At 69.5% G+C, this 12,740-nt stretch carries 16 protein-coding genes; 8 read left to right on the forward strand and 8 right to left on the reverse strand.

Annotation, left to right across the window (positions count from 1 at the left end; all coding sequences use genetic code 11):
- Nucleotides 1-34 precede the first annotated feature (34 nt).
- The 4 genes from FHU36_RS45960 to FHU36_RS33700 all read right to left on the reverse strand — a co-directional run bounded on the left by FHU36_RS45960 (nt 35) and on the right by FHU36_RS33700 (nt 2,377).
- Entirely contained in the window at nt 35-415 is a 381-nt protein-coding gene (locus FHU36_RS45960; RefSeq protein WP_185088878.1) for a sensor histidine kinase, read from the reverse strand.
- The gene (locus FHU36_RS33690) at nt 354-782 is read right to left on the reverse strand and encodes a DUF6463 family protein (RefSeq protein WP_221497074.1); all 429 of its coding nucleotides are present in this window, start codon (nt 780-782) and stop codon (nt 354-356) included. Before FHU36_RS33690 ends, FHU36_RS45960 begins: the two co-directional genes overlap by 62 nt.
- A 230-nt stretch (nt 783-1,012) precedes the next feature.
- Complete coding sequence (locus tag FHU36_RS33695) at nt 1,013-1,507, reverse strand: hypothetical protein (RefSeq protein ID WP_185088125.1); 495 nt, start codon at nt 1,505-1,507, stop codon at nt 1,013-1,015.
- 327 nt (nt 1,508-1,834) lie between these two features.
- Nucleotides 1,835-2,377, reverse strand: coding sequence for a GNAT family N-acetyltransferase (locus tag FHU36_RS33700; protein ID WP_185088126.1), 543 nt, complete (start codon nt 2,375-2,377; stop codon nt 1,835-1,837).
- Between the two features lie 637 nt (nt 2,378-3,014).
- On the opposite strand from FHU36_RS33700, the gene FHU36_RS33705 reads away from it, so the two are divergent.
- Both FHU36_RS33705 and FHU36_RS33710 read left to right on the forward strand, forming a co-directional pair.
- Nucleotides 3,015-3,935 (forward strand): hypothetical protein, encoded by a 921-nt coding sequence (locus FHU36_RS33705; protein WP_185088127.1) that lies wholly within the window; start codon nt 3,015-3,017, stop codon nt 3,933-3,935.
- Nucleotides 3,914-4,927, forward strand: coding sequence for a hypothetical protein (locus FHU36_RS33710; protein ID WP_185088128.1), 1,014 nt, complete (start codon nt 3,914-3,916; stop codon nt 4,925-4,927). The genes FHU36_RS33705 and FHU36_RS33710 overlap by 22 nt, the downstream gene beginning before the upstream one ends.
- Nucleotides 4,928-4,985: 58 nt before the next feature.
- Here the strand turns inward: FHU36_RS33710 and pdxR are convergent, their stop codons facing one another.
- A complete protein-coding gene (pdxR, locus tag FHU36_RS33715; protein WP_185088129.1) occupies nt 4,986-6,383 on the reverse strand; it encodes a MocR-like pyridoxine biosynthesis transcription factor PdxR in 1,398 nt (465 codons plus the stop codon).
- A gap of 109 nt (nt 6,384-6,492) precedes the next feature.
- Between pdxR and FHU36_RS33720 the strand changes: the two genes are divergently transcribed.
- The 3 genes from FHU36_RS33720 (at nt 6,493) to FHU36_RS33730 (ending at nt 8,753) form a co-directional block, all read left to right on the forward strand.
- Entirely contained in the window at nt 6,493-6,945 is a 453-nt protein-coding gene (locus tag FHU36_RS33720) for a carboxymuconolactone decarboxylase family protein (RefSeq protein WP_221497075.1), read from the forward strand.
- A 134-nt stretch (nt 6,946-7,079) separates the two neighbouring features.
- The gene (locus tag FHU36_RS33725) at nt 7,080-8,255 is read left to right on the forward strand and encodes an MFS transporter (RefSeq protein WP_185088130.1); all 1,176 of its coding nucleotides are present in this window, start codon (nt 7,080-7,082) and stop codon (nt 8,253-8,255) included.
- Between the two features lie 201 nt (nt 8,256-8,456).
- Nucleotides 8,457-8,753, forward strand: coding sequence for an Imm8 family immunity protein (locus FHU36_RS33730; protein WP_312892026.1), 297 nt, complete (start codon nt 8,457-8,459; stop codon nt 8,751-8,753).
- On the opposite strand, the gene FHU36_RS33735 is transcribed toward FHU36_RS33730, so the two are convergent.
- Nucleotides 8,741-9,505 (reverse strand): NADPH-dependent F420 reductase, encoded by a 765-nt coding sequence (locus FHU36_RS33735; RefSeq protein ID WP_185088131.1) that lies wholly within the window; start codon nt 9,503-9,505, stop codon nt 8,741-8,743. The two genes, FHU36_RS33730 and FHU36_RS33735, sit on opposite strands and share 13 nt — an antisense overlap.
- A 190-nt stretch (nt 9,506-9,695) precedes the next feature.
- On the opposite strand from FHU36_RS33735, the gene FHU36_RS33740 reads away from it, so the two are divergent.
- From FHU36_RS33740 to FHU36_RS33750, 3 genes are all read left to right on the forward strand, one after another.
- Nucleotides 9,696-10,526 carry a helix-turn-helix domain-containing protein gene (locus tag FHU36_RS33740; protein ID WP_185088132.1) on the forward strand — a complete coding sequence of 277 codons (831 nt, stop codon included), beginning with the start codon at nt 9,696-9,698 and terminating at the stop codon, nt 10,524-10,526.
- Nucleotides 10,527-10,604: 78 nt separating this feature from the next.
- On the forward strand, nt 10,605-10,907 hold the full coding sequence (locus tag FHU36_RS33745; protein ID WP_185088133.1) for a hypothetical protein: 303 nt from the start codon (nt 10,605-10,607) through the stop codon (nt 10,905-10,907).
- Nucleotides 10,908-11,248: 341 nt separating this feature from the next.
- Entirely contained in the window at nt 11,249-11,563 is a 315-nt protein-coding gene (locus FHU36_RS33750) for an alpha-amylase inhibitor (RefSeq protein WP_185088134.1), read from the forward strand.
- 20 nt (nt 11,564-11,583) lie between these two features.
- Here the strand turns inward: FHU36_RS33750 and FHU36_RS33755 are convergent, their stop codons facing one another.
- Complete coding sequence (locus tag FHU36_RS33755) at nt 11,584-12,057, reverse strand: GNAT family N-acetyltransferase (RefSeq protein ID WP_185088135.1); 474 nt, start codon at nt 12,055-12,057, stop codon at nt 11,584-11,586.
- Nucleotides 12,058-12,092: 35 nt separating this feature from the next.
- Nucleotides 12,093-12,716 carry an LppU/SCO3897 family protein gene (locus tag FHU36_RS33760; protein ID WP_185088136.1) on the reverse strand — a complete coding sequence of 208 codons (624 nt, stop codon included), beginning with the start codon at nt 12,714-12,716 and terminating at the stop codon, nt 12,093-12,095.
- Nucleotides 12,717-12,740 lie beyond the last annotated feature (24 nt).

Below are 12,740 nucleotides of genomic sequence, written 5' to 3' on the forward strand. Positions count from 1 at the left end.
GTAGCGGGCGCCGTCGAGCATGTCGGCAACAGCGTCACAGCGGGGGCGACGAGGCCGATGGGGGCAGGCGCACGGTCACCGTCAGTCCGCCTTCCTCGCGCGGTTCGGCCAGCACCGTGCCCTTGTGGGCTTGGGCCGTGGCGCGCACGATGGACAGGCCCAGCCCGGTGCCGCGGTCGGAGCGCACCCGGTCGGTCCGCAGGCGGCGGAATGGCTCGAAGATCGCTTCCAGGTCGTACGCGGGCACGACCGGGCCGGTGTTGGCCACGGACAGCTCCGCTTCGCCATCGCTGAGCCTGGTGGTCACCCAGACCTCGCCGCCCTCTGCCGGGGTTTCGGGCGACGTGACTTGCTCAGGAACGACCGCGGGGGTGTCGCCTGGCGGCGATGTTCGCCGTAATGAGCAGCCCGGCAGGGATGGCTGTGAGAAGGAAACCGCTCGGCCCGATCAGGCTGACGGCCAGTGCTCCCCAGGCGAGGAGCGCCCCGCCGACATACCCGGGAACGTGTTGTCCCTGCCGTCCCGCTCGCGCCACCAGTAGCCCCAGCAGCACCAGCACCACGACGAACCCACCGGGCAGCGCCCAGAACGTCGCCACCGAGTCGCTGTCCGCGGCGCGGTTGCGCAGGTCCCCGGCCAGCCAACTGGACCAGGGTGCGAGGCTGGCGAACGCGGCGGTGTGCGCCACGGCGATCAGGATCATGGTGCGGCCGGCCCAGATGGTGAGCCGACTCGGGGGTGCGGACAATGCAGGTGGGGAGGCCGCGGATGTGGTGCTCATGGTTGCCAGCTTCTCTGGTTCGCGGTCCGGGGTGCTCCCCCGCAGGAGGGATGCGGCTCCCTCGCTCCGGGGAGTGGCGCACAGGTGGGGCGCCTGCGGTCGCAGCCGTGGCCGGCTCTTTCGCCAGCTGCCAGACTTCGCCGCCTTCTGGGCGAGCATCGCGGACCCTTTGACGCCGGTCGCGCCACCTGCGCACAGCGAGTCCGTGAGGGGAGGCGGTTCATCCACGATCAATGGCAGCGAAGATCCCAGCTCGGGTCGTGGAAGTTGTCCTGCAGCTCAACAATGATCAACTTGTCATCAAAAGTCAGAGTATTGGATGGGTTTTTCGAAGGTGTCCAGACGACGACAGAAACACCTCCCCCTGCGATGCCGATTCTCGCGGCCTCGTAGTGACGTACGACCTCGTCCACTGACCGCTTCGTCTGCAGGTTGAACCTGACACGGTAGTCGCAGTGGTTGCTGTTGCCTCGCAGGGCCACTGACGCGTCCACCTCGTCGTCGGAGAACCGGGTCTCCGATGGGAGGGGATGGCTCAGAACGCGGCCGACGAGGCCGTCGAGCTGGCGATCGTGGGTCCACTGAGGCGCCATGACCAGCACGAACAGCAAGACGAACGGTACTGCGATCAGCGCCGAGCGCCGCCAACGCCGTCTTCCCGTCGCCGTCGCCGGTCGCTGTGGGTCGCTGCTGTGGTCCTGCGGGGGACTCGGCATGCCTTCCATGGTCATGCACCATGCATGACGTGATCAAGAGAGCCCGCGAGGCGGGCCGGCGCCGTTCAGCATGGACCGCACACAGGCGTTGACCTGCGGTGAACGGTCCGGAACGACTCGAACTGGATCTTTTGACCGCTGGGTCGTCCGACGAGAACCTCTTTCAGGTGCCGTCGTCGATGCGGCGTGTACCTCGGTCATCCGCCCGCGCATGGTCCTGGCGTTCCTGCGACCCGCGAAGAACTCATCCATTGGCGTACGCCGCGATACGGGGAGCGGCTCTGGGAACGTCGTGGGCGTGCAGCCAGCAGTGCAGCTACGCCTCATGCCCAGCGGCTACCTGAGACCCGTGTCCCCTTCCGTCGTGGGCACCCAGTAGCGACGCTTCTGCGCGGTGATGTCGAGAAGCTCGCCACCGTTGGCTTCGATAACCCGCTGGGAAGCGGTATTCGTCCGGTCACACATCACCAGCGCCCGAGAGATGCCCAACAATCGCGCGATCGGCAGCGCCGCCGCGAGCATCGCCGTCGCGTGCCCCTGACGACGTGCGCTGGGGCGCACGTCATAACCGATATGACCACCGATCTCCATCAACGCCGGGGTGAGCCGATGACGGATGGCCAGTCTGCCCAGAAATTGCTCGCCGTCGACCCACCACAGCGTGGTCATCGGCACGAAACCGCTTCGTACGCCCGTTTGGGTCCGCTCGCCGAGCACACGCGCGACATATGCCTCGAAGTTCCATGCGTCTGCCAGAGCTTGCGGATCGACGTCGTCGACGAACCAAGGAGCCGGGTAGTCACGGTCGGCCCGAAACTCAGCCACCGCTGCTAGAAACGACTTCCGCAACCCGGTCGTTGGATCGATGAACCCTGGCATGACGACCATGATCCCGCGAGCGTATCCGCGGCTCAACCTTGCCGCGAGACCCTTTCATGCAAAGTCGTCCTGGCGCGTAAACACGAAGAACTCATGCTTTGGGTGCGGGCGACACCCGCAGTCGAATTGGCCCTGTGCGCCTGTCGCGGCATACGCCCTGAGCGTCCTGCTGGGCCTCTCCCGCCCCGGCTTCGGGCGCCACGGGTGCCGGGGGACGACTGCGCCCTGGCGACGGCGCCGCCGCCACCCGTCATGCTGATCGACGCCAGCTCCAGTCTGGCTGCGTGATGTCATCAGGGCCCGGGGGCGACATCCGGCAACGGTGGGTTCAGGAAACGGCTGGGACAGATGGGCTGCCCAGCACAGCACCCCCATGTAGGAGCTGCGGTGAGTGCTCCAGGAGGGGCGGCTGCCTCGCTGGTCGCGCGGGCGTCATACGGGGGTGCCGAGGGTGATGCCGGCGGATACGTGGGCCTCCGCCGAATACACATAGTGCCCTCAGGGGGCATTGACGTGATCGTTTATGGTGCTGGAGCCTGGTGTTCGTCTCATCGAAAGGGTGTGTGTGGATAGCGACCGTTATGGCAGGTTCGCCGTAGTCATCGCGTCCCTCGTGCTGTTACCCATCATTCTGGAGATGATCTCCTGGTACATCGAGCGGGAGGACTACAGCGTCTCCCGTGCGATCACCGTCATCGGCGTGATCACCGCGCTGGCGGCGCTGGCCCTGGTCCTCGGCCGGATCCGGGCTCGCCTGCCGGTCCTCCTCGTCGCGGCGATGACCATGACCGCGGTGGCCGAAGGTGTCCTGGGGTTCGTCGCCGCCTTCGGCCCGGTCTGGTGGCAGGGCGGTCTCAGGGCGGAGTTGCTCGGCCTCACCACCGCCGGGGTGAGCGCGTTCACCGTGGCGACGGGTGTCTACCTGATGCTTCTGTACGGCAAGGGGCTCTACCTGCCGCACCTTGTCTCCCCGTACGGGCCGGCGCCGACGGCCACCAAGCGGAAGGTCATCGGCGAGTCGGAGATCCTGATCAGGACCGTGCCCGGCGAGGGCGCGTCGCTGGAGAAGGCGCTCGACGTGTGCGTGGCGATGCTCGACCAGAACGACCTGCACTTCGTCGGCTACTTCACCAGCGAGCGGTGCCGGTTCTACGCCGACGTCCTCGATGACGCCGATCTGGCCCATTTCTTCCATGACACCACGCAGGAGCAGCGCAGAGAGCTGTACCTGCGGGCCGGCAAGCAGCTGCAGTGGCTGAACACGCGGCTCGACCGGCAGTTCACCGAGATCGAGAGCGGGGTTCTGATCAGGACCGTGCTCGACGTGGAACGCGGTGCCCTCTACTTCTACTGGATCGATTCCGGCCGCTATCTCCTCGGCGTGACGCTGGACCAACGCAAAGTCGACGTGGCCGACGACAAGATGGCCCAACTCGTGGACATCATCCGTGGGCACTTCACACTGCCTCCGATCAACCAGCGCGAGAAGGCCCCGAAATCGAAAGGGCATCTGCGTCCCCTGCCGGGAGGTGAGCAGTGGTCCGAATCGGGTTCCTGATCCTCGTCGTCGGCCTCGGCTGGCTCGCCGCGGACGTGGGGCACATCTCCGGGCTGGAGTACTCCGGCACCTACCTGCTGCTCAGCAGCCTGCTACTGGCGGTGGGGCTGTACGGCAGCACGCACGGCATCGACCGGTCCGAGGCCCGGCAGCACACCCGGCTGATCCTGCTCGCGGTGACCGTCGGGGTGCTGCTGAAGGCGACGTTCATCGCGGGCGTGGTCTACCACGTCTCCGGAGATCCCCGCGCGGTGATCCTGGCGGTCACCATGGCGCAGATCGACCCGCTCTCCGTGGCCTCGGTCATGGCCGACGGCCGGCTGTCGGACCGCGCCAGGACGATCCTCGGCGCATGGTCGTCCTTCGACGACCCGGTGACGGTCCTGCTGGCCTTCTACGCCGTGTCATTCGTCAGGCCCCCCGAGGGTGGCCTGACGGTGGGCTACCTGGCGGATCTGGGACTGAACGCGCTCTTCGCGGCCGTCGCCTACGGAGTGTGGCGAGTGATCAGCAAGGCGCCGCCGCTGCTCAGCTACCTCGCCGCGGGTGTGGCGGTGGTCTCCGCGGCGTGGAGCTCTCTCATGCTCGGCCTGGCCACGGCCGGACTGTACCTGCGGATGCCCGACCCGCGGTGGCTCGCGCGGGTGGTGACGGGGGCGTTCGTCGTGTCGGCGTTCATGATGGGACTCCTGCTGGTCGACGGCACGAATTTGATGATGGGTGTGCTCCTCGGGTTGACCGCGTTCGCCGCCCAGATGCTCGCCGCGCTGGTGCTCACCCACGGGCTGCCGGTGGCGGATCGTATCCACCTGGGGCTGGCCCAGCAGAACGGGATCACCGCTGTGATCCTCGCTCTGAGCTTCGAACGGGACTTCCCCGGGTTCGTGGCGGTGATCGCCCCTGCGATCCTCACGGTGAACCTCGTCCATGTCCTGGCCAACCGGATCTGCGATGTCTGGGGGCCCACAAGCCCGCTGACGTCGCCCGGATGATGTGCGGGCACCGGACCGCTCCTGGCGGCATGACCCGCACGCACCGCGCCAGTTGGGTCTACGGCGGGTCGGGCAGGGCGAGGCACAAGGTCTCCAGAGCGGCTGCGATCGCGTGCCCGGGGGGTGTGCCGTATCCGATGACCAGACCGTCGCGTGGCGGCATCGCGCTGTCGGGGTGCAGATGAGAGCTCAAGCCGTCCAGACTGAGGCCGAGGCGGCGTGCGGCGCGGAGGGTGGCCTGCTCGGTGCCGGCAGGAAGCTCGAGAACGGCGTGCAGGCCCGCGGCGATGCCGCTGACCGTGATATGTGGGGCGCGGTCGGCGAGCACGGCTGTGAGCAGGTCACGGCGGCGCCGGTAGGTTCCGCGCATCCGGCGTAGCTGGCGGTCGTAGGCGCCGCCGACGATGAAGTCGGCGAGCGTCAGCTGGTCCATCACACCCGACCACAGCTCGCGCGGGCCCTTGGCGGCGACGATGTCATCCACCAGCCGGCCGGGTAGTGCCATCCAGCCGAGCCGGAGCGCGGGCGACAGGCTCTTGCTCGTCGATCCGAAGTAGATGACGCGGTCGGGATCGAGGCCCTGGACGGCGCCGACCGGTTCGCGGTCGTAGCGGAACTCCCCGTCGTAGTCGTCTTCGAGCAGCAGGCCGCCGGTGGCGCGTGCCCAGTCGATGACCGCGGCCCGACGCTGTGGGTGCAGTGCGCCGCCGGTGGGGTACTGGTGTGCAGGCGTCAGCAGGACGGCTTGCGCACCGGTGGCCGGAAGCTCCTCGGTCCGTGCGCCGTGGGCGTCCACGGTGAGCGGCACGGTCGTCAGTCCCGCCTCGGTGAGGATGGAGCGGTGGAAGCCGAGTCCGTACGACTCGACTGCGACGGGACCGCGCAGCACGTGGCAGGCCAGTCGTAGCCCGTGTGCGAAGCCCGAGCAGATCACGATGCGGTCCGCTTCGGTCCGCACGCCTCTGGTACGCGCCAGGTACTCCGCCAGCGCCTGGCGTAGTTCCGGCCGACCGCGCGGGTCGCCGACCCCGAAGGCGTCGTTGGGCGCGGTGGCCAGCGCGCGCCGGGCCGAGGCGATCCAGGACGAGCGCGGGAAGGCGGCGGCATCAGGGGAACTGGGCATCAGGTCGTACGTGATCCGGCGGCGGGGCGGCCGCTCGGGGGAGTGCCGGCGGTCGGGTTCCAGGAGCGCGGCGCGGTGCGCGACGTGGGTGCCGGAACCCTGACGGGCCGTCAGCCAGCCTTCCTCGACGAGTTCGGAGTACGCGGCGGCGACGGTGTTGCGGGCGATGCCGAGGTCGAGGGCGAGGGCGCGGTAGGGCGGAAGCCGGGTACCGGGCGTCAGGCGTCCCGAGTGGATCGCCTCGCGCAGGGCCCGCATCAGCCGTGCTCGCGCGCCGCCGTCGCCGGTGAGCTCCAGGTGGAGGTCGCTGCCGCTTTCCGAGCCGGGGCTCATCGCCCCGCCCTGCGCCGGCTCGGGCGGTCGGTGTGCGGAGGATTGACCCACGAATCGTCCATGAGAATGCACCATACTCTGGGTCATTTGCGGTCTTAGGTTCATGAGCATGACGAACGTCGCCATTGCCCCGCGCATGAACTTTTCGGCTGTCGCTCCCAAGGTCTTCAAGGCCGTACTGGCCCTGGACGCCGCGGCCCGTGAAGGTTTGGACCCGGTTCTGCTCGAACTGGTGCAGATCCGGGCCTCCCAGATCAACCGGTGTGCGTACTGCATCGACTATCACACCGGCGATGCCCGCCGGTCAGGTGAGACGGAAACGCGCATCTACCAGCTGAGCGCATGGCACGAGTCCAGCCTCTTCACCGCCAGGGAGCGCGCGGCCCTCGCCCTGACCGAGGCGATGACCCTGCTTCCTCAGGGGGTCTCGGACGTGGTGTACGACGAGGCGGCGCGGCACTTCGACGACCGGGAACTCGCCCAGCTCATCGCGCTGATCCTCACGGTCAACGCCTGGAACCGCATGAACGTGACCACGCGCAAGACCCCCGGAACCGAGTAACCGGACCTCCGCCTCCGTTCTCCCCGACTCCGGGCGGTGGCCGTGTCCCGCGGACACCGCCCTTCGCATGACTTCTCGGAAAGGCCGACACCGTGACATCCGTCGACGCCTCGGCACCGCACGCGCCACAGAACATGAGCCGATCACCGGTCCGGGGCTGGCTCGCGGTCCTCGCCGTGACCTTGGGAATCTTCGCCCTGATGACCTCCGAACTGCTGCCCGTCGGGCTGCTCACCCCGATCGGCGCCGGGCTGAACGTCTCCGAGGGCACCACCGCCCTCATGGTCACCGTGCCCGGACTGGTCGCCGCCGTCGCGGCGCCGCTGGTCACCGTGGCCACCGGCAGGATCGACCGCCGGCTGGTGCTGGCCCTGCTGATCGGGATGGTGGGCGCGGCCAACCTCGCCTCCGCCCTCGCCACGAGCTTCGCCGTCGTCCTCCTCGCCCGCTTCCTGATCGGCATCAGCGTCGGCGGCTTCTGGTCGCTGGCCGGAGGTATCGCCCTGCGGCTGGTCCCGGAGCACCATGTCGCGCGCGCCACCGCCGTCATCTTCGGCGGCGTCGAGACCGCCTCCGTGCTGGGGGTGCCCGCGGGCACCCTGGTCGGCGACCTCATCGGCTGGCGCCTCGCGTTCGCGGCCGTGGGCGTTCTCGGCCTGATCTCGCTGGCCTGCATGGTCGTCGTGATGCCGAGGCTGGCGCCGCAGCGGGTGATGACGTTCGCGGACCTGCCGCAGGTGTTCCGGACGCACGCCGCCGTGCGCATCGGCATCGCCATGACCTTTCTGGTCATCACCGGGCACTTCACCGCCTACACCTTCGTCCGGCCGATCCTCCAGGACGACGGCGTGGCCGAAGGGATGATCAGTGTGCTGCTGCTGACCTTCGGTGTCGCCGGCATCTGCGGCAACTTCATCGCCGGCGCGCTGATCGCCAAGCGTCTCCGGCAGACCGTGTGCGGCATCTCCGCGCTCCTCACCGCGGCCATGGCCGCCCTCGCCGTGACCGATCACGGCAGCTTCTCGGCGGTCGTGATCCTCATCGTCTGGGGCTTGGGCTACGGAGCCGTCCCGGTCACCTTCCAGACCTGGATCCTGAACGCCGCACCGACGGCCACCGAGGCCGCGTCCTCCCTGTACGTGTCGATGTTCAACCTGTCCATCGCCCTGGGCGCCCTCGTCGGCGGCCTGGCGGTCGACGCCGTCTCAACGGCGAGCGTGCTGTGGATCGGCGGCGGACTCGCGATCCTCGTGCTCCCGGTCATCGGCGTCACACGTCGCCGGACGGTGCGGCCACGTGGACCGCTCTGAGCCGGCCCGGCCGCCGGCGGAGTATGAGGCTCTCGATGGAACATCCGAACGCGGTGATCCACCACGTGCGCGCGCCGGAGGGCCCGTCGCCATGGCACGTGGAGACCTCACCGACGAGCATGGTCGTCGATGCGCGATCATGGGGTGATGCGTGCGCGAGTGGAAGGGTTCCGCTGGGTCGATCTTCGAGATGGGCGAGGGGTGGATGATCCGGCCGATGCCTGCGAGCTCCTGGAGATGTATGTCGGTCCGCAGGGCGAGGCGGGTGGTGAGCTGTTCCAGCTCACCGTCTGCACGCCGTCGGCCCTCGCGGAGCAACTCCGGCACCATCCCTTCCTCATCGGCCGGCACTGGCTTTTCGTCGCCGAGCTCCAGCCCGACAGGGTGACCGAGTGGGTGAGCGATCGGATCGCCGCGCTGGAGGCTCCGAGCTGGAGGGAACTGGCGGAGAAGATCGGCCGCATCGGTTATGGGGAGTTCGAGGACTACACCGACTGAGCCTCCTCGTCGTCGTTCGGGATCCTGGCCTCGCCTGCCGGTTGGCGAACCGCGGTCTCGACGAGCTTGCCGACCTGCGCTGCGGGAACGACGATGCCGGGGGTCCGGAGAGTCCAGCGGAAGAAGGCCTCGACGCTCATGGCGGGCGTTTCGCCGAGATAGGGCCGGACGTACACCGGTGTGTTCGGTTCACTGCGCCAGCTTGCGGCAAGCGGGCCGATGTCCACCGCGTCATAACCGAGCACGTCCAACAGCCGGGTGGCCTCCGCCTTGGCCGCCACGTCGTCGCCGGCGATGGGCAGGGCGCTGCGGTCCGGCGCGCCCGCGGGCCGGGCCAGGCAGAACAGCTGGTGCGGGGTGATGTTGTTGAACGCCTTGACCACCCGGGAGCCCGGCAGGCGGCGCTGGGTCAAAGCGCTGGAGGTCAGTTCGCCCGCATCCAGTTCGGCCAGATGCCCGTCCCGCTCGGGATAGTAGTTCGCCGTGTCCAGCACCGTCTTGCCGGCCAGAGCTTCGGCGGGGAGCTGTTCGTGGGCCTTCAGCGGGATGGCCGCCACCACCAGGTCTCCGGCGCGTGCTGCTTCCTCCGGTGTGGCCGCCCGGGCACGCGCACCCAGGTCAGCGACAAGATCAGCGAGTGTCTCAGGGCCGCGCGAATTGCTGAGGACGACCTCGAGACCTGCGGCGACGGCCAGGCGGGCAACGGAAGAACCGATCATTCCGCTGCCGATGAGTCCGAGCGTTCGGGACACGGCTTCGCTCCGTTCGTTCGTGTGGATGCCTCCATGAGAGCCGGCGGCGAGCGAGCGCGGCGGGGCCGCGTCGGTCGCGCGTGGTGGCCTCGCCTGACAGCTTGGAGCCGCCGCGACCGGCCGACCAGGCCCGCGTTCCGCGTACTCACGGCGTGATCACCCGCGGCGCGCCCGGACGTAGGGTTGTCGCGTGGACGACCGGACCGAGCTGAGCGAGTTCCTCAAGTCACGCCGTGCCCGCCTGCGCCCGGAGCATGTCGGGCTGCGCGACTACGGCCGGACGCGCCGGGTCACGGGCCTGAGGCGCGAGGAACTGGCCCGGCTGGCGGGTGTGAGCATCGCCCACTACACGCGTCTGGAACAGGGCAGGGGCGACGGTGTCTCGGACGAGGTCCTGGACGCCGTCGGCGCGGCGCTGCGCCTGGACGCGGACGAACTGGCCTACCTGCGCCGGATGGCACGGCGTCCCCGGCGGTGTGCGGGGGTCGCGGCCCCGTCGGACGTGCCGCCGAGCGTGCGCCACCTGCTGGAGTCGTTCGTGATGACGCCGGCGCTGGTGGTCGGCCGGCACACCCAGATCGTCGGCTGGAACCAGCTCGCCGTGGCGGTGTTCGGCGACTTCCCCGCGCTGCCGGACAGCCGCCGCACGCTCTCGCACCTGCTGTTCGCCGAACCCTACCTGCGCGAGCTGCACCGAACCGGCTGGGAGCGGGCGGCGCGCGAGCACGTGGCGCATCTACGCGTTCTGCTCGGGCGGTATCGCGGGGACCCCGGACTCGCGGCGCACATCGACCACATGCGGGATCTGAGCGCCGACTTCGCGCGGATGTGGGCGGAGCACCCGGTCGCGCAGGTCCGGTCCCGGGCGTACGTGCTGCACCACCCGGTCGTGGGCGAGCTGACCCTGCACGGCGAGCTCGTCGCGCTGCCCGACGAGCCGTCGTGCTGCGGGCTGGACCTGTTCGCCGCCGAGCCGGGCTCGGCATCCGAGCAGGCGCTGCGGAGACTCCGGAGCCCGTAGGAGAGCGCCGCGCAACCGGTCGACCGACGGTCTCATGACAGCCCCAGCACGGGCGTCACGGAGCCGAAAGGTGACCGAATGAGCAAGACCGACAAGACCCGGCCCTGGTGGGTGCGGATGGCCGACGCGCCGATGGCGACCTGCGTGCCCGTTCACGACCACCGGTTCGGGCTGTGCACACTGCCCGGCGACATCACCGCCGACAGCGCGTCCCTGAGCCGCCGCACGAGCGGCTGTCACTGGCGCGCCACCGACTCCTACCTGTTCGGCGGCGGGTGCAGTGGTGGTGGCCGGGAGTGGCACCTCTTCCGACGCGAGGAGCGCCGCCGCAGCCGTCACCGGGCACGCCGCGACCTGCGCGCCTATCACGGCGAAGACTGAAGGACTGCGGCATCCGAGCCAGGTGACCTCATGGATCAGGAAGGTGTCGTTCCCCTCCCGGGCCAGGATCCGCGGTCTGGTCGTGCCCGGGACCGGCACCGGCCCGGTCGGAAGTCGAGCACGTACGGTCGGCCGTGATGGGGTTCGCCCCCATCACGGTGGGGCGCCTGTTCTCCTATGTCAGGCTCATGTGCATTTCCTGCGGCGCCCGTCGCGCGTTACGGTCGGCGCGCCATCAAAGAGCCTCGGCCGCCTTGTCGGGCGCCGCCGTAGAGGAACCGCCGGCGCGGTTGAGATCGTGACCCTGCCCCTGCACACCAACGGGAAAGGGACCCCGACCCATGCGGACGACTCTGCTCACCGTGATCACCACCGCCAGTCTCGGCGTCGCCACGAGCCTGCTCGCCCTCCCGGCCGCGGCGTCCACCTCGGCGATCCCCGCCGGGAACGCCCCGTCGTGCGTCACCGTCTGGCAGCGGACGGGCACCGTCACCAAGACCGGGTACGCCCGGAACGACTGCGGGTACACGATGAACCTGAAGATCGTCTGGGCGCACGGCGTGGACGGGTCCTGCCAGACCGCGCGGCCCGGTGCCACGATCAGTAGCAAGGTCCCGCGCGGCCCCAGGAACTTCGACGGCGCGAACCGCTGCTGATCTGAAGGGTCGCCGGGCGGTCACAGCGGCTGCTCCAGCGCGTGCGTCATCGGGACGAAACCGGCAGCCTCGTAGAAGGCGCGCGCCTCGACGTTGAAGTCCCAGACCTCGGTGACGAAGCGGCGGCGGCCGGCCGCGCGACCCGCATCCCGTACGGCGTCCAGGAGCCCCGTCGCCACGCCACACCGCGTGGCCCGGGGATCCACGGCGAGCTGCCGCAGGCCGATGGCGCTGTCCCGGCGGAACAGCGTGGTCTCGTCCTTGTGCGCGATCACCGCGAGGGCGTAGCCGACCGCGTCCCCGTCGTCGAGCTCCGCCACGAACGCCACGGCGTCGTCGCGCCCCAGCCGGTCGGCGTATCCGGCCGCCAGGTCCTGGAGCGGCGGGTCCTGCCGGTAGAGGTCGGGGCGGTTCGCGACGTGCAGGGCGTGGACGTGACGATTCAGGTCCGCGATGAGGGGCGCGTCCTCGACGGTGGCGCGACGGATCTTCATGTGTGGACGTTAGTGCGATCTTCCGCTGCGCGTGATCAATTAATGGGGGCGAGGCAGAACGCGTCGGCCCGCTCGTCCTCCCAGTGGGCGACCGCGGTCTCCCCTGACGCGCACAGAGCGCCGCCGCCCTCCGGGGAGTCGAACGCGGCCCGGGTCATGTCCGCCATCTTCTTCGTGACCTTCCACCTGGCCGCGGTGTCCGCGCAGGGGACGACCGCGTGGCCGGTGTCGCCGTCGCCCTTGAGGCAGTCGCCGACGGACGCGGTCAGCTCCCCGTTCTGGAGGGCTTCGGCGGGCGTGGCGCCGATGGGGGTCAGGCAGTAGACCACCGCCCGGTCGCCGTCGCCGTCGCCGTCGCCGTCGGAGTATGCGGTGGTCGTCTCGCCCGCCGAGCAGATGTCTCCGCCGTCGGCCATGGCGGCGGAGAAGCCGCCCATGGTCATGTTGCCGAAGGCGCGGGTGATCCTCCAGGTGGCCGTCGGGTCCGTGCAGTTCACGACTTCGTTGACGCCGCCCTTCAGGCATTCGCCGGGGGCGCCCTGCGTGGCGGGGGCCTGGCGCGGCAGGTACACGGCGAGGACGGCGGTCACGGCGACCACGCCGGCCACGAGGAGCACCCAGGTGAGCGTGCGGACAGGGCGTCGGGGGGTGGTGGGCACGCTGCTGCTCCTCCGCTGAGGCCG

Source organism: Nonomuraea muscovyensis, assembly GCF_014207745.1.
In the GTDB taxonomy this organism is placed as follows: Bacteria; Actinomycetota; Actinomycetes; order Streptosporangiales; family Streptosporangiaceae; genus Nonomuraea; species Nonomuraea muscovyensis.